The sequence below is a fragment of the Deltaproteobacteria bacterium CG11_big_fil_rev_8_21_14_0_20_42_23 genome (assembly GCA_002796345.1).
Classification (GTDB): domain Bacteria; phylum UBA10199; class UBA10199; order 2-02-FULL-44-16; family 2-02-FULL-44-16; genus 1-14-0-20-42-23.
In genome coordinates this window covers 11274-30997 of record PCXC01000060.1, presented here as the reverse complement: position 1 = coordinate 30997, position 19724 = coordinate 11274, and the positions used below count along the sequence as shown (strand labels likewise).

At 43.6% G+C, this 19724-nt stretch carries 18 protein-coding genes; 14 read left to right on the top strand and 4 right to left on the bottom strand.

What is annotated here, in order from left to right; genetic code table 11:
- Window positions 1-112 precede the first annotated feature (112 nt).
- Together COV43_07245 and COV43_07240 are read left to right on the top strand one after the other, a co-directional pair.
- Complete coding sequence (locus tag COV43_07245) at window positions 113-1453, top strand: hypothetical protein (protein PIR25070.1); 1341 nt, start codon at window positions 113-115, stop codon at window positions 1451-1453.
- A complete protein-coding gene (locus COV43_07240; GenBank protein ID PIR25069.1) occupies window positions 1450-2676 on the top strand; it encodes a hypothetical protein in 1227 nt (408 codons plus the stop codon). Before COV43_07245 ends, COV43_07240 begins: the two co-directional genes overlap by 4 nt.
- Before the next feature lie 169 nt (window positions 2677-2845).
- Here COV43_07240 and COV43_07235 read toward each other — a convergent pair whose 3' ends face one another.
- The gene (locus COV43_07235; GenBank protein PIR25068.1) at window positions 2846-3907 is read right to left on the bottom strand and encodes a hypothetical protein; all 1062 of its coding nucleotides are present in this window, start codon (window positions 3905-3907) and stop codon (window positions 2846-2848) included.
- Between COV43_07235 and COV43_07230 the strand changes: the two genes are divergently transcribed.
- The gene (locus tag COV43_07230; protein ID PIR25067.1) at window positions 3891-4070 is read left to right on the top strand and encodes a hypothetical protein; all 180 of its coding nucleotides are present in this window, start codon (window positions 3891-3893) and stop codon (window positions 4068-4070) included. The genes COV43_07235 and COV43_07230 overlap by 17 nt on opposite strands.
- 44 nt (window positions 4071-4114) lie before the next feature.
- Here the strand turns inward: COV43_07230 and COV43_07225 are convergent, their stop codons facing one another.
- Complete coding sequence (locus COV43_07225) at window positions 4115-5125, bottom strand: hypothetical protein (GenBank protein PIR25066.1); 1011 nt, start codon at window positions 5123-5125, stop codon at window positions 4115-4117.
- A 369-nt stretch (window positions 5126-5494) separates the two neighbouring features.
- Between COV43_07225 and COV43_07220 the strand changes: the two genes are divergently transcribed.
- The 11 genes from COV43_07220 to COV43_07170 all read left to right on the top strand — a co-directional run bounded on the left by COV43_07220 (window position 5495) and on the right by COV43_07170 (window position 17257).
- Window positions 5495-5791 (top strand): co-chaperone GroES, encoded by a 297-nt coding sequence (locus COV43_07220; protein PIR25065.1) that lies wholly within the window; start codon window positions 5495-5497, stop codon window positions 5789-5791.
- 50 nt (window positions 5792-5841) lie between these two features.
- Window positions 5842-7488, top strand: a complete 1647-nt coding sequence (gene groL / locus COV43_07215; protein ID PIR25064.1) for a chaperonin GroEL — start codon at window positions 5842-5844, stop codon at window positions 7486-7488.
- Between the two features lie 71 nt (window positions 7489-7559).
- The gene (locus COV43_07210) at window positions 7560-7874 is read left to right on the top strand and encodes a hypothetical protein (protein PIR25063.1); all 315 of its coding nucleotides are present in this window, start codon (window positions 7560-7562) and stop codon (window positions 7872-7874) included.
- Window positions 7875-8072: 198 nt separating this feature from the next.
- Complete coding sequence (locus COV43_07205; GenBank protein ID PIR25062.1) at window positions 8073-9755, top strand: hypothetical protein; 1683 nt, start codon at window positions 8073-8075, stop codon at window positions 9753-9755.
- A gap of 71 nt (window positions 9756-9826) precedes the next feature.
- A complete protein-coding gene (locus COV43_07200; protein ID PIR25061.1) occupies window positions 9827-11161 on the top strand; it encodes a Trk family potassium uptake protein in 1335 nt (444 codons plus the stop codon).
- Window positions 11162-11232: 71 nt separating this feature from the next.
- The gene (locus tag COV43_07195; GenBank protein ID PIR25060.1) at window positions 11233-11922 is read left to right on the top strand and encodes a potassium transporter Kup; all 690 of its coding nucleotides are present in this window, start codon (window positions 11233-11235) and stop codon (window positions 11920-11922) included.
- On the top strand, window positions 11919-13088 hold the full coding sequence (locus tag COV43_07190; GenBank protein ID PIR25059.1) for a hypothetical protein: 1170 nt from the start codon (window positions 11919-11921) through the stop codon (window positions 13086-13088). Before COV43_07195 ends, COV43_07190 begins: the two co-directional genes overlap by 4 nt.
- A gap of 53 nt (window positions 13089-13141) precedes the next feature.
- Complete coding sequence (locus COV43_07185) at window positions 13142-14167, top strand: hypothetical protein (protein PIR25058.1); 1026 nt, start codon at window positions 13142-13144, stop codon at window positions 14165-14167.
- Window positions 14168-14193: 26 nt separating this feature from the next.
- The gene (locus tag COV43_07180) at window positions 14194-15204 is read left to right on the top strand and encodes an ABC transporter substrate-binding protein (protein ID PIR25057.1); all 1011 of its coding nucleotides are present in this window, start codon (window positions 14194-14196) and stop codon (window positions 15202-15204) included.
- Window positions 15205-15209: 5 nt separating this feature from the next.
- Window positions 15210-15752 (top strand): hypothetical protein, encoded by a 543-nt coding sequence (locus COV43_07175; GenBank protein PIR25056.1) that lies wholly within the window; start codon window positions 15210-15212, stop codon window positions 15750-15752.
- A gap of 20 nt (window positions 15753-15772) precedes the next feature.
- Window positions 15773-17257 carry a C4-dicarboxylate ABC transporter gene (locus tag COV43_07170; GenBank protein ID PIR25055.1) on the top strand — a complete coding sequence of 495 codons (1485 nt, stop codon included), beginning with the start codon at window positions 15773-15775 and terminating at the stop codon, window positions 17255-17257.
- 20 nt (window positions 17258-17277) lie between these two features.
- Here the strand turns inward: COV43_07170 and COV43_07165 are convergent, their stop codons facing one another.
- Complete coding sequence (locus COV43_07165; protein ID PIR25054.1) at window positions 17278-17754, bottom strand: transcription elongation factor GreA; 477 nt, start codon at window positions 17752-17754, stop codon at window positions 17278-17280.
- Between the two features lie 77 nt (window positions 17755-17831).
- Window positions 17832-19661 carry a hypothetical protein gene (locus tag COV43_07160; GenBank protein ID PIR25053.1) on the bottom strand — a complete coding sequence of 610 codons (1830 nt, stop codon included), beginning with the start codon at window positions 19659-19661 and terminating at the stop codon, window positions 17832-17834.
- Between the last annotated feature and the right edge of the window lie 63 nt (window positions 19662-19724).

Below are 19724 nucleotides of genomic sequence, written 5' to 3'. Positions count from 1 at the left end.
ACACGCTACATAACGGCAGATACGCGAGATCATATTACGATCCGTTTCTAACGGTGAGGGGGCGACTGCTGGGTGGTTGCCCCTTTTACTTTGTCATGAAAAGGAGAATGTTATGTTATGCAATTATACCGGCTGGCTTTGTCAGTCGTATCTCAATTTAAGTCAGGTGCCAGCCAACGCGCCATTTCATGCCTTTGCACCTTTGATAGCGTATGACAATTTGTTTGCTGAAAAAACACTGCCATTAATCCAGTCAGTGTTGCCGCAAACATTTCGCCGTGATTTATTTGTAGCTGCAGGATTTGGCGAATATATCAGCGATGATCCGTTACGCATACCGAAAACTTGGCATACACTGCAATGGGAAGCGTTACAAAATGCCGTCAGCAGTTACTCAATATTAGAGCGGCCACAACAATCGTTGCTACTGCAGCTTTTGAGTAAGTTGTGTTTGTACGATGTGGCCTACCAACTGGGAAGCGCAACGGACCATGCGCAGCCTATTGTGGCGTCATATGAGATTATGTATTGGACTTCCATGGCGCAGCACAGTCTTTGGGGTGCCAATGCTATCGAAGACTTTTCGTTTGATCCGTTTATGCAAATTTATGAGCGTGCACCACGTGATAGCTTGATTGCCTTGCACGCATCCTATCAAATGATCATCGCGAATATCAAACATGCTCATAATGTGGAGGTTGCTGATCAGTGGTGTAAACGCCACTGGGAGATTTTAGATACGGATAGATTGCAGATCAACTCTGTGGATCGTCTCCGTTTTTTGAGTCGCTACTATCGCGTCTATGGCTTTATTCCCCAAATGCGTAACGATCGTGATGCAGTTCATGCGGTCATGGAGCAGGCTGAACATTACGCCCGTGAGTTGATTGTGCATGTTGAACATGAGTTCGCCGACGATCCTGATTTTGATTTCTATCACATTGCTGCGAAGGAGATGTTGCATCCGGTTTTGGAAAGTCGTACCAAAGAGGCTTTATGGCTTGGTGATCTCGATATGGCATTAGCAAAATCCATGGAACTCGTTGCTCTTTGTCCGAATGATCCGCGTTTGCACTTGCATCTTGGGCAGGTACAGATAGAGCGGCGTGAGATCGAAGCTGCGGCGGCATCATATCTGCGCGCCTTTGCAATTGGGCAACCGGGCCAAGCGGTAGCGGCATTTATGCATGCCCAATGTTTAGAACATTTGGGGAGATCGCAGGATGCGGTGGTATTTTATATGTTGGCATTACGGAGCGATCCACAAGGATTAAGCACTGTGGAAAAATTGCGCGCGCATATCGATATCGGCGCACAGATCGTTCCGCAATTTTCTGAGTACATTGACGAATACAACACAGCCAATCGAAATGTACAATGTGGGAACGCGGTGCAGCAGTATCAGCATCGACAATTGAATACGACGGCACAGAAAGATGAATGTCATAAATGACAGCGACATCAACTCAACACATTCGCGGCGTCTACATTTCACGTTTTATTTATTACGTTGGCTATTATCTTTTGATGCCGATCTTGGCGATTTTACTACAGCGCGCACCATATGCCTATTCATTGTCCGAAGTGGCATTAGCTGTAGCTGTCTACGGATTTTCTGAGCGTGGTCTATCTATTGTCGTGACACCGTGGGTGGAACGAATCGGTTATCAGCGAAGCCAAGTTATTGGTTATATAATGGGTGCGATTGGTTTGTTCATTGTTGCATGGAGTACGGCATTTTTTGGTGTGGTGGGAGCTTTGGCTTTTGCTGGGATTGGGTTTTCCATTACTGGTGTTGCCAGTCGTGGCTATGTGAATCGCTTGCCGGTAGAATTCCGTATGTCGGGATTTACCGCTATGTATATTGGGATTAATGCTGGCACTGCCATCGGCACTGCTGTGGCATTTTATCTGCCGTATGAATATGCTCCGCGGTGGGTGGTGTTGGGTACAGCTGCTTGTATTGTTATTGCCGCTGGCATGGCTAAGTGGATGCTAGAGCGAACGCCAGGAGTTGCCTCTGGTATTACGTGGAGAGAGTGTTTTCGCAATATCTGGGATGATGGTGATAGCTATGGAGTGCGAAGAGGATTTGGTTTAATTGGGATATCGTGTATTGCAGTCTTTCTTTTTTTACAAATTTTTGAACTCGTCCCACTCTATTTTGAGCAGACATTAGTGCTTCCATCGTATGTAGGCATTGTTCTTTCGTTGAATGCATTGATCATCGTTCTTGGTCAACAGCGTGTACGCATACTTTTTACCATACTGCATTCACGATGGCGTGATAGTGGTTTGTTGTTCGGACTTATCTGTATGACATTGGGTATGATGTGTTTTGCCGTCTATTGGAATGTTTATACGCTCTTACCGGCGTTGTTATGTGTTACCTTGGGAGAGATGTTCATCTTTCCTTACATCGATTATCTCATTAGTACTGATACACACGAAACACTTCATGCATATTTGCAGAGTATCAATCACACCATGGCTGCTGTTGCGCGTGCCGGTGCCGCATACGGTGGGATTCACTACTTGGGTGGTGTTGTGCAGTACGGTTGGCCAGTTGTTGGTTGGTGGTGGATTATGTCGACAATTGGTGGTCTTGCAATACTCGTCATGTGCGTGATGCGGTGGCGACGTGATGTGTGCGGCGGTATTAAAACTCAACATTGACCCTAGTAGCAAAAGGTGTTGCTGAGGCTGAGATTCAGTTTGTTTGGTGTAATGATGCCTTTGATTTTCTTCCTCTCCTAGAGGGTAGAGGAGTGAGGCGAGGGGGAGTGTTTTTTTGTCATTTCGTGGCTAAACATATTTGTGAAATTTATTTTGCCTCACACCTTGCTTACATTTCATCGACTACAATACCATCCATGCAACAGAGTTTATTTTGGTTTGCCAATGTGAGTTGTCTTTTGATTATATCAGCCATGCGAATAACGACATGCTGCATTGTATATTTTTTCCCGGTCCAAGTGTCACTCTTCCCCAGCATTTGATGAAGTGCTTGTACCCGAAAACCAACATAGACCATTCTGGTAATGTTGAAAGATAAGCGTGTTCCCATTGTGAACAGTATTAAGCCGTGAACATGCATAAGTGGGATAATGCTTTCCAGAAGAGTGGCAGTTTTTAAGACGCCAAGGTAACTGTTTGGAAACTCATCTTGCCAAGCATTGCTTAAATCAAACACACTAATCGGCTCAAAGTTTTGCTGAACATTTGTGGCTAATTGTTCAAGCGCAGCAGCTTCTCCAAGATCAATGCACATGGCAGTGTAAGCACCTCTTTGTGCGAGCGATGCTACTTGCGAAAAGAGCTTAGCGTCCCCCATGTACTGTACACCGTAAAAAGGTGAGTTGGCTTCTTCAGCTTTTTCATAAACATAATTCCAAGCTTTGTTTGGTCCTATAACTTGAGACCACCATTTAAATGTCTCTTTATCACTTACTGCGAGATACTCATCATGAGTGAGATTTCCTGAGGTGAAATGATTTCTCCAAACTTCGTAGTTATCGCATGTTCTGGCCTGCATATAGTTGTCGCAACTATCATAAGTTCGTAGGAGAGCATTGTTAATACGGTGAAAGCGAACAATTGAAGGTGAATAATCAACTCCAAGAATATGTGTTACAGAAGGCATTTGGAGTGCATGAAAAAGTAAACGTTCACTTCCTACAGACACGATGGCACCATGAGGTGCTTGAGATAAAATGGGACGAGCTTGAAGAGGATGGAGCTCGTTTGGCAAGAGAAATTCATCGTTTCCAGTTGGAACGAGCCAGTGTCCAATCTTTTTTTGGATTGTTGGAGTTTGAGGAGTGGCAAGTGCTGTGTGCGGTGCAGCGCTGCTTCCTGTTATTTGCCCTGAAAAAGGGAGGCGAAGTTGTATGGGAAGTGTTGCCATTTCTAGATTGTTTATCGACGGATGTATGAAAAAGTTGCTTATTCCTTTTTTCAGTAAAATGAAGCTTACTTCAAGAGAAAATACAGAAAGGCTGAAGGAGATTTGCTGGCTCTTTCCGCCTCTGGAGGAAAGAGGACAACGTGAATTGTCACCCTCACCTTAATCCTCTCCCTCAGGGAGAGGAGATAAAGTCATTGCACCAAAAAACTATTCCACCGAGAAATACAGCATGGCTGCGGCGTTGCTGTCGTAGAGCCATTGGTCTGATGAGTTGTTGTAGGTGACGCCCAAGGTGATTTCGTCACCGCTTTTGAAGTTTGTGCCTTGTGGATCTTCGAAGGGATTGTTTTCGATGTTGATGATGTGCGAGTCTGCATCCAAATCGGCATCGGCTTCCCACACAGCATCATTGCTTTGATTTTTCAGCAGTTCTAACGAGACGCCGTAATCGTCAATCACTGCATGCGCAAACACCAACTTGGCCTTCAGCGGAAGTTCATAGCTTGCCGTTTTTTCATCCAAGCTTTCGGGCGTGATATCCAGTGTGCCGTCGTTGCAAGGGTCGAAGTTGAGAAAAAGAGGGGTGAGGTCTTTTACTGTGCCAAACTCGCTTAGCGGTTTTGTGACGAGGGTGATTTCAACATAAACATCATAAAAATCTTGATCCAAATTATTTTCCATATGTGCATTCACTTCAATGGGGTCCGACGGCAAAAGTGGGTAGCCGTAGCCTTTGGGGAAGTTGACCTTGGTGAGCAAACTGTTGGCAACAGCAAAGGTATTCCCTTCATTTTTCCCCTTACACAGAATGTTGTCTTCATGTTTGTTGATGAGGCTCACGCGTTTTAGCAGTTGGGCTGGCAGTTCTTCGCCAGTGCCCGTGACCACTTTTGGTTCGAATCCCAAGACCCACATGGGATGATCGAGCTTGAAGTTCATTTGGCTGAAGGCTTCAGCCTGTTCGTAAGATTTTTCTTTGCTGGTGAGGTTGATGGGCCCAATATGGTAGGTGATGCGTTCAACGCCTACTTGATCGGAAAGTGTAGCTACCAAGTCTGAGCTCGGCGCTTGTGGGCTCTCGCTTTGCGGCGCTGTTTCAGACTCGGGGATGAATGGAATGTGCTGCTGCGCACTTTGGCTGCAAGCGATGCAGAAAAGAGTGGTGAACAGGAAAATGCCAACTATGGCTGATTTGCTGGTGATGGTAAAATTCTTCAAACAGTATCCTTTGATGTCCCTCCTGATGATCCTACATTTCTCCTTCACCAGATAAGGAAGTTTTTGCAGCGTGCTCTTCTAGCGAAAGCCCACCAGAGTGCAAGATGCACTGCGCTGCCGTTATGACGCACGCAATCACTCTTCGGCAGGTTTCGAAAAAGGTTGCTTCCTCATAACGCAGGCCTGGTTCGGGAGAATTTTGTGAGAGAATTCAAAAAATGAACATCCATCTCTTGACAAGTGAAGGAATGGCATTATATGTGAGCCTGGTTTGAGCTGTTAGCACTCTCATTCGATGAGTGCCAAATGTCTAAACTTCTAAAAAATAACATTTTTTTAACCACAAGCTGTTTTAACAAGGAGGGTTTCATGAGTACACCAAAGTTTCGTCCTCTTCAAGATCGCTTACTCGTAAAGCGTGTATCTGAAGAAGAAAAAACCAAAGGCGGGATCATCATTCCAGATTCTGCTAAAGAAAAGCCGCAAGAAGGTGAAGTTGTTTCAGTTGGAAACGGAAAAATTCTCGACTCCGGAAAAATTCAACCACTTGAAGTGAAAAGTGGCGACCGTATCTTGTTCTCAAAATACGCTGGAACAGAAGTGAAAGTAGACGGAGAAGATTTCATCATCATGCGTGAAGATGATATTTTGGGTATTGTTGGATAATTTTTGCTCACTCGAGCAGACTAACTAGAATTTTAACAAGGAGTTCAATCATGGCAAAAGATATTATTTTCAGCCAAGAGGCGAGAGAAAAAATCCTTAAAGGTGTAAACACTCTTGCGAATGCAGTAAAGGTTACTCTTGGACCAAAAGGTCGTAACGTAATTCTTCAAAAATCATTTGGTAGCCCAACTATCACAAAAGACGGTGTTTCAGTTGCAAAAGACATCGAGCTTTCTGATCATTTCGAAAACATGGGCGCTCAAATGGTGAAAGAAGTTTCTTCAAAAACTTCAGACATCGCCGGAGACGGAACCACAACAGCAACGGTTTTGGCGCAAGCTATCTACACAGAAGGCCAACGCCTTGTTGCAGCTGGTCACAACCCAATGTCGCTTAAACGCGGAATTGACCTTGCGGTTGAAGCTGTAGTTACTGAATTGAAAACACTTTCAAAACCAACTAAAGACCACAAAGAAATTGCTCAAGTAGGAACTATTTCTGCGAACAACGATTCTACCATCGGTGACATCATTGCAGAAGCTATGGAAAAAGTGGGCAAAGAAGGTGTGATCACTGTTGAAGAAGCAAAAGGAATGGAAACAACCTTGGAAGTAGTAGAAGGAATGCAGTTCGATCGCGGTTACCTTTCTCCATACTTCGTAACTGATCCAGAACGCATGGAAGCTGTTCTTGAAGATGCGTTCATTCTTATTTATGAGAAAAAAGTTTCAAGTATGAAAGATCTTCTTCCCGTGCTTGAGCAAGTTGCAAAATCTGGTCGTCCACTTGTTATTATTGCCGAAGATGTTGAAGGCGAAGCGCTTGCAACTCTTGTAGTGAACAAACTTCGTGGCACGCTTAACGTTGCTGCTGTTAAAGCTCCTGGCTTTGGCGACAGAAGAAAAGCAATGCTTGAAGATATCGCTTGCTTAACTGGTGGTCAGTTCGTTTCTGATGATCTTGGAATTAAACTTGATACCCTTACTATCGATCAACTTGGCCGCGCAAAACGCGTTACCATCGACAAAGAAAACACTACCATCGTTGATGGTGCTGGTGAAATTTCTGCTATCGAAGGCCGCATCAACCAAATCAGAAATCAAGTTGAAGCAACAAGCTCTGATTACGATCGCGAAAAACTTCAAGAGCGCCTTGCAAAACTTTCTGGTGGCGTAGCAGTCATCAATGTTGGTGCTGCAACTGAAACTGAAATGAAAGAGAAAAAAGCTCGCGTTGAAGATGCGCTTCATGCAACACGCGCAGCTGTTGAAGAAGGTATTGTGCCAGGAGGCGGCGTTGCTCTTATCCGTTGCAGCTGTGCACTTGATAAAGTGAAAGCAGCTGATGAAGAAGCTTGGGGCGTTGGCATTATTCGCAAAGCGCTTGAAGCTCCAGCTCGTTGCATTTCACAAAACGCAGGCCTTGAAGGCGCTGTGATTGTAAACCGCATTAAAGAAGGCAAAGGCGGCGAAGGCTTCAACGCTTACAAAGGTGAGTTCGAAGATCTTTTCGCAGCTGGTGTTATCGATCCAACGAAAGTGGTTCGTACTGCGCTTCAAAACGCAGCAAGCGTTGCAGGCTTGATGATCACAACTGAAGCCATGGTTGCTGATAAGCCTGAAGACAAAAAAGATTCTCCATCTGCTGGCGGCATGGGCGGAATGGGTGGTATGGGAGGCATGGGCGGCATGATGTAAGCAGTTGCTCCCACGCTTTTTGCAGTAGATACACAATTCAAAAAGGCAGCTCACTCCGAGCTGCCTTTTTTTTGTTTGCTTTGGGGTATGCTATAGACAAAGTGTATCTTGAAAGTGGGCAAAGCAAAAAGGTTTCGAAGCAAGACTGGAAAAACTCTATGAAGAAATCAGATACGAATCCTGAAGTGCAGAAGCGTTATGATGAACTGTGGAGAAAGCTTACGATGGAAGAGCGTTTTGTAAAAGGTTTACAACTCGTCAAGCTGAGTCGTGCACTCATCCTGGCTGGTATTAGATCGCGCAACCCTCAACTGAGCGAACAGGATGTGTTGAAAGAACTTCGCCAACAGTTATATTCAGGCGCTTTGCACACGAAAGCTTCTTGATTTCTTTTTTTTGTTTTCTCTCAAAGCAAATCTCATGTTGAAGGAGAAAAAAAAGCGGCTTTCTAACGCCGCTTTTTAATTTCAAAAGAGGATGAATAAAGCCTCTCTTACAGAATTAAAGTTGCAGGGTTTTTATCTGCGTGATACAAAATCGCACCGTTGCTAAACTTAATTTTCACTTCACACAAGATTGATCGCATGAAAAAAAACATACTTCTTTTTTCTTTTCTCTCTTTGCTTCTTTTTTCTTCCACGGCAGTTGCTTCAGATTTTTCCATTCATGGATATTATCGAAATCGTGTTGTTAATGGCCACGATTTTGATTTGCAGTCGCCGAATTCAGCTATTCCAAATTCGAATGATCGCTTTGGTTATATTTCGTACAATCAAATGCGCCTTCGCCTCGAGCCACACTTTAAATTAAATGATCATGTGGCCTTGCACAGTATTTTTGATGTGCTCGATAACGTTACCTTTGGCAGTAGCAACACACAAGAACTCAACGTGCTGGCTCCAGCTATTGGTACGCTTACGTTTCCGCCGGGTGCTGGTTCGTTTTATGTAACGGGTGGAACAGCTGGACAAAATGGCTCTATCAATGTGCGCGCTGTATGGGCTGATATTCTTTCGCCCATTGGTTTGTTTCGCATTGGTCGTCAGCCTTCGCATTGGGGGCTTGGTATTTTTCAAAATGATGGAAAAGAACGTCAAAGTGATTTTGGCGATATGCAAGATCGCATCGCTTGGCTTGTTCAATACGATCTTGGCGGCCCAGGTTCCATCAGCACAGGCCTTGCGTGGGATATTCCTTTCGAAGCGCAGTTCGATCCGCGCACCGATGGTCTAGATGGCCAAGTAAAAAGCAATTCAGAAGACGCCAACCAGTGGGGCGCCTTTGTTTTGTATGAGCAAGACAATATGCAACTAGGCGTACTTGGTGGATATCGTCGCAGAACTGGAAACAGTGGTGCAACTACGATAACAGTTACCGATGCAGCGGGAAACTCGGTAGCATCGGGCATTGATGGTAATACCAATCTTTACTTCGGAGATCTGTACGGAAAATACAAATACGGAAATGTTTATGTAAAAGCCGAAGGTATTTTTGTTGGTGGAAAAGTGACAACTGGGCTTGCTGTTGATGGGATTGCTTTTGAGGGTATCGGAGCTGCAGCTGCCGGCAACACTTGCGGAAGTGGTGGCATTATCTGTCTTCCCGCAGGTCAAGATATTCAAGTGGTGATGGCAGCATTGGAAGCTGGTGCCGAATATAAATTTGGTGGCGAGTGGAATGTGAAAACAGGTTTTGCTCAAGGTGATCAACGCATTCTTTCTTCAAAAATTACGCAACTTGGATTTCGTCCAGACTATCAAATTGCAAACTTGATGTTCAATATTCCTCTGGGAACAAGCCCAACACTGTATGATGTCACAACAGGTGCAAATCTTGTTGGCGGAAAACCCATCACCGGCAACTACATCAATAACGCGCTTTATCTGTCAGCGGGCTACAAACACAAGTTCACATTGCCCAAAAAACGTTGGTGGAAAATTGGAGGAAAAGTCACAACAGCTTGGGCTCACAAAAAGAATGTGAATGTCGACTTCGCCGCCTTAACGGGAACGGCAAACTTACCAGTCATCAGTGAAAAAACTTCGAGCATGTGGAGACGTTGGTACGGAGTTGAAGCTGATATTTCACTTGAAGCACAATTTTTAGAAAACCTTTACACAGCTCTGGACCTTGGAGTGTTGTTGCCAGGAAAAGCCTACGATATCGAAGTAAACTTAACTGATCCCGGTGCAATTGTAAGTGCTATCCCAGCAGACAAAGCAAATATTGCGTGGATGGCAAGGCTTACCACGATGTTGGAATTTTAGTGGTGATTTGATGTTTTTCTCTCACGCGATTTGTTATTACGTAAGAAATTCACCAAGAACGTAAAACGAATATGAAATTATCCCGAAGTTTTGCAAAAAAAATTACAAACGAACCGGCAAGAATTTTGGCGGTAAGTTTTTTTCTGGCTATTCTTGTTGGAACGCTTTTGTTGCTTCTTCCCCTTGCATCAGCTACCGGTGAACCCCTTTCCATTTTAGATGCACTGTTCACAGCGACTTCAGCTGTATGTGTTACGGGTCTTATTGTTCAAGATACGGCAACTTTTTTTTCGCCCTTCGGAAAAGCAGTGATTCTTGCGCTGATTCAGGTGGGTGGCCTTGGCATTATGACCATCTCAACCGCGATAGCACTTATTGTCCGGCAAGATATCAGCATCGTTTCCAAAAGCACCATGCGTGAAGCCTTAGACCAGCGATCATTTGAGGAGCTTTCACATTTGATGCGACGTATTATTCGCGGAACATTTCTTATCGAACTCATTGGTGGCGTCTTGATTGCTATGGCGTTGAAGCCAAATATGGAAACATGGAGAGAAGCGTTATTGTATGGATTTTTTCATTCTGTTTCAGCATTTTGCAATGCGGGATTTTCGTTATTTAGCGACAGCTTGATGAGTTACGATCACAATTTTTTGGTTTTGGGTACAGTATCATCGTTGGTTATTCTTGGAGGTTTGGGCTTCACTATCCTTGGTCCGTTGCTTGCGTTTAGACTTCCAAGAGGTTTGCATGCACGCCTTGTAGTTTCAACCACACTTGCACTGCTTGCCGGGGGTACTTTCTTTTTCTTTTTTACGGAATTCAGCCACGCTTTTCATGGATCAACAATACCACAGCGTTTTCTTCAGTCCTTTTTTCATTCGGCGATGGCAAGAACTGCTGGTTTTAACGCCATTGATCTTTCCACATTTGGAAGTGCTTCCATCATAGTGCTTTATTTTTTGATGTTTGTGGGTGCGTCGCCAGGTTCGACAGGTGGTGGAGTAAAAACAAGTACGTTTGGTATTTTGTTTCAATCGTTGAAGGCGCTGATGAAGGGAAGAGAAAACGTTGAGTATGCCGGAAGAACAATTCCGCAAGAACTCATTTTGAAAGCAGTAAGTATCACGATGCTTTCACTCGCGCTTGTTTTTGTTTTTTGCATCATCCTCTTCATTACTGAAGAGGCAAGTTTTCGAGTTGTGCTCTTTGAAGTTTTCTCTGCGTTTGGCACGGTAGGGCTTAGCTTGGGACTCACTCCTCATTTGACGGGGCTTGGGAAATTTTTTATAACCATTCTCATGTATTTGGGAAGAATTGGTCCCGTCACCTTGGCACTTGTGTTAAGTGGAACACCAAAGCTTGTGCGATACAAATATCCCGAAGGTAAAGTGATGATTGGATAAGCAACTCATCATTCCAGAGCGTGAAGCGAACACTCGCGAAGTACGTTTTGTTTTTCTGATACGAGGTTCTTATGCAAGTAGCAGTAATTGGTCTTGGAACGTTTGGTCGTTCTGTTGCAATTTCACTCACGCAGCTAGGAGCCGAAGTTATTGCAATTGATCGCGATGAAACATTGGTAGAAACCATAAAAGATAAAGTGGCTCAAGCTATCATCGCAGATGCTACAGACGAATTAACGTTGCGCTCAATTGGAATTCCAGAAGTGGATGCAGCTGTTGTTGCCATTGGTGAGATGTCGGCAAGTATCCTTGCCACCTTGCTTTTACGTCGCCTGGGTTTGTCTCGCATTATTGTTCGCTCTCTTGATGACAATCACTCCATTGTTTTGGAAGAGGTGGGCGCTAGTCGTGTTATTCCCGTGGAAAAACAAATGGGGCAACAGATTGCGCGTACTCTTATTGCGCCGCATATTATGGACAGAAAACAATTTGCCGAAGGATTTTCACTTGTAGAAATTCGAACGCCACATTCTTTGGTTGGACTGACCATCAAAGAGGCAAAATTGCGCGAACGACATCAACTTAATTTAGTGGCTCTTCAACGACGTGTTACCGAAGTAAACGAAGAAGGAAAAAGCGTGATTAAAACAGTAATTAATAGTGTGCCACAAGCAGATGAAAAAATGGAAGAAGGGCATATCCTTATTCTTGCGGGCTCCGATCACGACATCGACGTCTTTCTTGAAGGAGGTGCAGAATGATAGGCCTTCAGAAACGCTTGCACATTGCGTTTGTTCAAGCCCTTGCTTTGGTGCTTATCATTGGTGGTGTGTCACTTTATTATCTTCAACGTCTCGACAAAGAATTGCGTTTTACGCTTTCACAACATTTTAATGCGTTGCAAGCAAGTGAAGTTTCTCGCGATGGCTTCGAAGATTTAGCCAAAGCACTAAATGATAAAAATCTTTCGCTCCACAAAATGAATGAGCAGTTCACAGAAAAACTCGCTTTTTTAAAAGAGACCGTTACCGATGCAAAGCAAGCAGCCATTTCAGAAAAAAATATAGAGCGATATAAAAAATCTATTGAAGAAGCCGAAGCTTACCTTGGTGCCATTCGTTCGTTACAGCAAAAACCAGAAGAGTCCGATCGATATTTTGAAGAAAATGGAATAAAGTTAGTTGATAGCATCCGCGGAAACATAGGTGCCATCATCAATAGCCGTTATCACGAATTGCAAGCTTATCGTGGCGAAATTCAACTTCTTTTAGAACGAACACAACGAAATCTTATTCTCATTCTTATTTTAGTTGCGGGTGGTGGAATTGCGCTTGCGTTTTTAACTCCCATTCGTGTGGTGTGGCCATTTCGAAAAATGTTTGCAGCTTTTAATGAAGCGCAAGCGGGAAACCTTTCAGTTCGTTTGCCGGTAACGGGTGAAGGTGAAATAAATGAAATGGTCCGATCTTTTAACAGCTTGATGTTTCAAATTGAAGAGCTGGACGACATGAAAACGAAAAAAATTCAATTCATGCATCGTCGCTTTGAAACCCTTGCCAACATTGTGGATGCGGCGGTCGTGCTTATCAATGTTGAAGGAGAAATTCTCTTTTTAAACGCAGCTTCTTATCGCGTGTTTGGACTTACTTCTCAGCAAGTAGCAGGAAAAGATGTGAGGGATCTCAAAATTCCAGAAGAAGTAAAAAGTTTATTGGGAGAAGTGATTGACCATAAAGCGCGCATCGAAGACAGAGAATGGTGCTTCATGCTTCCCGACGAAGATGGCGCAGGGGTAAAAAAATGTTGTGTGCATTTAGATGCATTTCCAATCAGTCGATACACAGGTGAAGTGGTAAATATGTTGGTTGTGTTTGAAGAGAGAACTACGCCGAACGAACAGAGAGTGTTCAGAAGACATCTCGACTAACATTTTCCTTCTTGAGAGACATTTTCCAAAACGCAGTGCGTCAAGGGGATTGCTTGCGCTTTGTTGGTTTTGTTGCTAGGGGGTTCCCTTTAAAAGAGGCCTTGGGTGATCGTTCTTTTCGATCATTTTTAAAAGTCTCTTTCTTTTTTTTGAACGTTGTTTTGGACGTTGTGTATATGAAAAAAAAATCTCCACTTTTGCTTTGTCTTCTCGTGTGCATGGCCTCAGCGTGCAGTTTGAAAAATGCTGCAACGTCTACCATGAGCAGTATTGCATGGGATGGCCAGCCGGTGCTGGAGCAATCGCAAGATCCAGAACTTTCGCGCAAAAATATTTTGCCCATGCTCACCATGCTTGAAGTGTTTGCGCATGAAAATCCAACCCATAAAACCACAGCGACCTTACTTGCAAAATCGTATGGCCAATATGCGTTTGGTTTTTTTGAAGAAGATTTGCTTCAGTTAAAAAAAGAATCTGCTGCTTATGAACTTTCACAAGAGCGAGCAAAACGCTTTTACGAAAAAGGAAAGCAATATGGTTTGGCAACTCTTTCTCAAAAAAAATCTTTTCGAAAAGCGCTCAAGCTTCCTCTTTCAGATTTTGAACATGCATTGCAGAGCTTTGGAAAAAAAGATGTGCCGCTTCTTTTTTGGACCAGTTTTTGTTGGGCTAGCAATGTAAATTTAAATCGTGACGATCCCTTTGCAATTGCAGCTCTTCCCAAAGTGACAGCTATGTTGGATCGTGTGTTGCAACTCGATGCCAATTACTATTTTTCTTCTGCGCTTGCTTTCAGAGCTGTGCTTCATGCTTCAAAACCACAATTGCTTGGCGGAAATGCAGAAGAAGCAAAAAAAATATTTGAGACAACTTTTAAGCAAGAACCCTATTATTTAATGCATAAAGTTTTATATGCACAATACTATGCTGTTCAAATACAAGATAAAGCGCTGTATCAGCAAATCCTTAATGAGGTTGTGTTTGCGGATGATCAAGCTTTGGCATCTCAAGTTTTGGCAAATAAATTAGCAAAAAGAAGAGCAGCTATTTTACTGCAAAAAGTGGATCAGTTTTTTTAGTAACATGATTGAACCTTGGAGTTTTTATGAAAACATTTTTCAAAAAAAGTTTTTTTCTTTTCCTTCTTATAATCTTCGCTTCGAGTTTTTCTGCGCCTTCACTTCAAGCTGCTACAGAATTGAAGCTAGCTCTTTTGGCTCCCGAAGGATCCACTTGGGCGAAGGTGATGCATGATTGGGATAAAGAACTTACTCAACTTACACAAGGCAGAGTAAAATTTAAATTTTATTTTGGCGGTGTGATGGGCGATGAGCGAGATGTGATTCGCAAAATGCGCTATGGTCAAGTGCACTTGTCTGCATTTACAGGTCTTGGTCTTGGTGTCGTGAATCCTGAAATGAGAATATTGGAACTTCCTTTCTTGGCTCAAACGTATGAAGAAATAGATAAAATAAGCACAGCATTTCAGCCAAAGTTAGAAGCTGGATTTAAAAAAAGAGGTTTCACGCTTTTGGCATGGAACGAAACTGGTTTTGTGCATGTCTTTTCAAACAAACCCGTCAACTCGCTTGAAGATATGAAGGGGATGAAGTGGTGGGCGTGGGACGGCGATCCTTTGGTAGAAGCGCTTTACAAAGAAGTTGGTATTACTCCTATTCCTCTTGCTCTTCCCGATGTGTACACTTCCCTCCAAACAAATTTGGTTGATGCGGTTTACTCCACGCCGCTTGCAGTGCTTGCCTTGCAGTGGTCTTCGCGGGTGAAATATGTTTCTGATGTAAAGCTCACGCACGCAAGTGGTGGAATTCTTATTGCGAACGATGCTTACAAAATGTTGAGCTCGGCCGATAGAAGTATTTTAGAAAAAACAGCACAAAAATATTCACACATTTTACTCACCCGCATTCGAAATGATAACGAAAAATCTTATGACGTTCTGAAGGAACAAGGGTTGAAGTTTGTTTCTATTTCTCCAGTCGAACTAAAACGCATTCAAGAAAAATGCATTCATGTTTGGGATGAATTAGCTGGGAAATTATACTCAAAAGAAATGCTTGCGGAGTTAAAAGCGTTTCTTCAAACCTTACGAAAGTAGGATGTATGAAATTTCTCTTCACCTTTTTTCGTATTGTAGATGGTGTTTTTTCACAGCTTGTAGCTTTCTTGCTTTTTGTTTTGTTGCTTGCGCTTGGAGGTTTGGTTCTTGTTCAAGTTATTTCACGTGATCTCTTCAATTCGGGAATTGTAGGTTTGGAAACAGTTTCCCGTCACACCGTACTTTGGCTTGCTTTTTTAGGAGCAATGCTAGGAACCCGAAATCGACAACATATTTCCATTGATGTGCTTGCTCGCGCTCTTTCACATAGGCCTCGAAATGTACTTCGCATTCTTATCGATAGCCTTTCTTGCTTCGTTACTTTCATGCTGGCAAAGGCTGCATATACTTTTGTGATAGATGAAAGTTTTATGGGAGAACAATTTTTTGGAATGTTTCCTTTATGGTGGATCCAGACCATCATTCCCTTTGGCTTTGGAATGATTTCTTTGGAATATGCAATTGGAGTGCTTCTTGATGTTTTCCGTCTTTGGAAAGTGGGTGATCACCACTATGCCGGAGATTGGCGAAAGTATATTAGCAGTTAACTTTTTACGGCGAAAAAACGATGACGATACTTCTTGGAATAGGACTTTTACTTGCTGCAATCTGCGGAGCTCCGCTGTTCATCATCATTGGCGGCTTGGCGCTTTTATTTTTTACCGCGATTGATACAAATCTCACGGTTATTATTGGTGAGATGTATCGCATGACTTCATCTTCTACCTTGGTGGCAATTCCACTTTTTACTTTTGCTGGCTATTTGCTTTCAGAATCAAAATCTCCCGAACGCTTTGTGCGTTTGTATCGCGCCTATTTTGCATGGATGCCAGGCGGACTTGCCATTGTTTCGCTGATTGCTTGCGCCTTCTTCACCGCCTTCACCGGAGCATCTGGCGTGACCATCATTGCACTTGGTGGCATTCTGCATCCCTTGTTGATGAAGGATCGCTATTCCGAAAAATTTTCTTTAGGTCTTCTCACAAGCAGTGGTAGTCTGGGTTTGCTGTTTCCTCCCTCTTTGCCGCTGATTCTGTATGCCATTGTGGCAAAAGTGAATGTTGATTCGCTTTTCTTGGCTGGGATTTTGCCGGGAAGTTTTTTCATTTTGCTGCTTTCCTTTTATGCAATCTATATGGGCAAAAAAAATAAAGTGGAACGAGTGGCTTTTCCGTGGGAGCGCTTTTTTCTGATCGTGAAAAAATCGTGGTGGTGGCTTTTGCCGCTTAATCTTTTTGGCCTCGTGCAAGGCATGGGAAAAGCGGCGTACTTTTTTCCACTTCATGGCATTGCAGATAGCTTTTCAGCGTTTCGCGCCTTTTTTGTTCAAGACTTGATTGCCATTATTCCAACGCTTCTCACGTTGCTCACCGCTACGTTGTGGGATGAAGTGAAGCCAGCCTTAAAAGAGGCTTTTTGGCTGTTGCCGCTGCCTGCGATTGTGTTGGGTGGTATTTACGGCGGAGTTTTCACTCCTTTTGAAGCGGCCTCGGTTACCGTGGTATATGTGATGCTGGTGGAATTGCTGGCATATAGAGATTTGAGTTTTGTTTACGATTTCCCGCGCATCGCTTCTGAATCGATGGTGCTTGTTGGTGGTATTTTGCTTATTTTGGGTTGCGCTCTTGGCCTTACCAATTATTTGGTGGATGAACAAATCCCCATGAAGGCTGTAGCGTTGATGCGAGAATATATTTCGTCGAAGCTAATGTTCTTGATGGTGCTGAATATCTTTTTGCTGGTGGTGGGATGTTTAATGGATATTTTTTCGGCCATTATCATTGTGGTGCCGCTTATTTTGCCCATTGCACAAGAATTTGGCGTTCATCCTGTTCACTTGGGCATTATTTTTCTCACCAATTTGGAAATTGGTTACTCAACTCCACCCGTTGGACTGAACCTGTTTATTTCCAGCTATCGTTTCAAGAAAAAAATTCCAGAACTGTACCGCGCATCACTTCCATTTTTGATAGTTCTGTTTTTCGCCCTGTTGGTGATTACGTATGTGCCAGAACTGTCACTTGGATTGGTGGATTACTTCGGCTTGAAATAATCACCACTTCGCACCGGTCCTTATTTAAATTCCACTTTCAAAATTTCTACTTCGCGAATGCCTTTTGGGGTTTTTACTCTGGCTTCGTCACCTTCGCTTTTGCCTATAAGTGCGCGTGCCATGGGGGATTCGATGGAAATTTTTCCATGGTTTAAGTCTGCTTCTGGGGTACCCACAATTTGGTAGGTAGATTCTTCATCGGTATCGAGGTCAATAAGCTTAACCGTTGCGCCGAAAACAATTTTGTCCGAATCAATTTTTGAAGGGTCGATGATTTCAGCAAGCGCAATTTTGGCTTCTAAATCAACAATTTGAGAGTTGATCATGCCTTGCTCTTCTTTGGCCGCATCATATTCCGCATTTTCGGACAAATCACCATGACTTCTGGCTTCTTCAATAGCAGCAATGTTTCGCGGACGTTCAACGCCCTTAAGATGCTTCAGTCGCTCTTGCAAGGTTTTGTAGCCCTGTGGTGTAAGTGGAACTCGATCTGTCATAAAACACTCCAAACATGAAGAATGAAGGCGGAAACATTCCATTTCTCTATGGGAAAGTAAACCCCATTTTTGTGGGCTTATAAGAGAATGATAGGGGGAGTTAGCACGGGAGGAGGAAGGGTAACGCGTGTAGACATTGCTGAAGCCCCTAGTATATTAGCTCCACCAACAGGAAGAGCTCCGCTAAATTTCGCTGCGCCACCTACAGAGATGACAGGTGAAGCTACGTTTCCAGAACTTGGAGTTGAAAAACCACATCCCAGCCCAAAACCAGGTCCTGGTGGAGCGCTACTTCCACCGCCACTCTCATTTGAACTTCCTGGTATTTTTCTTGAGTTTGTCCACCATTGTTCCCAATAATCGCTTTTGCCTCCGGGGCTAGAAGCAAAATCACCTTCCTTTTCGTTTAATTCAGCATACAAGGAAGCAAGCACCTCACGAGTTTTAGTGATATCACTCTGCAAGTCTCTTAAAAGAGAAGGAAGTACAAGTGCTGCGAACACAACAAGACCATCCGTTCCGAATTGGTCAAGATAGTCAGCAAAAATGGAAACCACTGCAGAATGCTCTACTTCAATAGCAACGTTGGTGTCAGTGTGTCTTTGCCAATACGCTTGTTCATCTCCGCTTGTATATGCAGCAAGGGAAGAAACGTAGTTTTCATAATTGCTTAACATAATAATAAAATGGTAAGCGAGTGCCTCTGCATACTGTTCACTATGAACAGAAGGAAGATATGCTTTGTCTAAAAGATGAGAAACAACTTCTTGCATGAGCCCCCCTGCTCTTCGGTAGGATTTGCTGGCAAGCAATCCCCAACGCATCAGAGACGGATCTGGAATATACGGACCGCGTGCGCTGTATTTTGAGAGGTCGGGCTCGGGGTTGTAGCCATCGGGGTGATTGAAACAGCGAAATGCAGACCGGGCATTCATAATTTCAATTTTGCTTGGATCAATTATTCTTACAAGTGTATTATCGGTCTGGTCTCCAATGTTCACCGCCAAGTCCCATCCCGTTGCGCAAAGACCATTTTTGCGAAGCATGTATGCTACATGTTTAAGGGCAAGTACTATGTTGGCAGCCCTTGTGGGATCAATATTAATCCTATTCTTTTCAAGAAGCGAGTTTAGCTTTTCTAAGCGTAGCCATCCTCCTGGGACGTCTAGAGCAACTCCGGTTCTGAAAACATCATTCTCTGTACCATATTCCGTTCTGTTTGTGTGGATGTTGGGAACAAAAAATTCGGGTTGCATGCATGGTATCTTTAAAGCATAAAGCAATCCATACATTGCTCCTAGCCAGGGAATAGAAAGTTTTCGCGGAAACAGACACCAGTTTAAGCCGTTTGCCTTAAAGCAATTTACTTCCTCTAGCGAACCTGGAAGCTCAAAACGCTGCAAGAGAACTTTTGCACTCCAAGGCATTTCAAAGCGATCACTTACCCCTTTTGCTTCTGCGATGAGATCGGTAGTAGTGAAACGACCTCTCATCTCCCAAAGGGCATTTCTATAATTTTCTGGAGTAAGAAAATTACTGGCAGCTGGAGAATCGAACGTTAATGCCTGGGCACTAACTCCATCAGGAACTAGTTGAGAGGAAAGAAGGTGAGGGGAAAAGCGATGTCGAAGAAGTGCCAGAGCCGCTTTTGCGTGGTCGTTGGTGCTTGCTTCAACTGTGTGAATAACAGCTCTCAAATTAGTGGCTTCTTCCGCTGTAGGGGGATTTCCGGTTGCTAAAGTATTTAGAGTGGTTAAGAGTCTACTTGTGCTGTAGTCAGTAGGTGCCCTGCGGACTTCTCTAGCTCCATCAACCAAAGCTGCTATTGGCTCCTCCAAAACGCGGGCAAAACCATACAAATGGCCTGCTGGGAGGGGTGAGTCTGCTTTGGAGATGCTACTTGGCATTTGTCCTCATGTACCTGGTTTCTTGCTTAACGCTCAAGCTATCGGCTACTCTCAAAATTAGTT

Coding starts and splice junctions, on each gene's coding strand:
- COV43_07245 (PIR25070.1), top strand. CDS start 113: ATGTTATGCAATTATACCGGCTGGCTTTGTCAGTCGTATCTCAATTTA.
- COV43_07240 (PIR25069.1), top strand. CDS start 1,450: ATGACAGCGACATCAACTCAACACATTCGCGGCGTCTACATTTCACGT.
- COV43_07230 (PIR25067.1), top strand. CDS start 3,891: ATGGGAAGTGTTGCCATTTCTAGATTGTTTATCGACGGATGTATGAAA.
- COV43_07235 (PIR25068.1), bottom strand. CDS start 3,907: ATGGCAACACTTCCCATACAACTTCGCCTCCCTTTTTCAGGGCAAATA.
- COV43_07220 (PIR25065.1), top strand. CDS start 5,495: ATGAGTACACCAAAGTTTCGTCCTCTTCAAGATCGCTTACTCGTAAAG.
- groL (PIR25064.1), top strand. CDS start 5,842: ATGGCAAAAGATATTATTTTCAGCCAAGAGGCGAGAGAAAAAATCCTT.
- COV43_07205 (PIR25062.1), top strand. CDS start 8,073: ATGAAAAAAAACATACTTCTTTTTTCTTTTCTCTCTTTGCTTCTTTTT.
- COV43_07200 (PIR25061.1), top strand. CDS start 9,827: ATGAAATTATCCCGAAGTTTTGCAAAAAAAATTACAAACGAACCGGCA.
- COV43_07195 (PIR25060.1), top strand. CDS start 11,233: ATGCAAGTAGCAGTAATTGGTCTTGGAACGTTTGGTCGTTCTGTTGCA.
- COV43_07190 (PIR25059.1), top strand. CDS start 11,919: ATGATAGGCCTTCAGAAACGCTTGCACATTGCGTTTGTTCAAGCCCTT.
- COV43_07180 (PIR25057.1), top strand. CDS start 14,194: ATGAAAACATTTTTCAAAAAAAGTTTTTTTCTTTTCCTTCTTATAATC.
- COV43_07175 (PIR25056.1), top strand. CDS start 15,210: ATGAAATTTCTCTTCACCTTTTTTCGTATTGTAGATGGTGTTTTTTCA.
- COV43_07170 (PIR25055.1), top strand. CDS start 15,773: ATGACGATACTTCTTGGAATAGGACTTTTACTTGCTGCAATCTGCGGA.
- COV43_07165 (PIR25054.1), bottom strand. CDS start 17,754: ATGACAGATCGAGTTCCACTTACACCACAGGGCTACAAAACCTTGCAA.
- COV43_07160 (PIR25053.1), bottom strand. CDS start 19,661: ATGCCAAGTAGCATCTCCAAAGCAGACTCACCCCTCCCAGCAGGCCAT.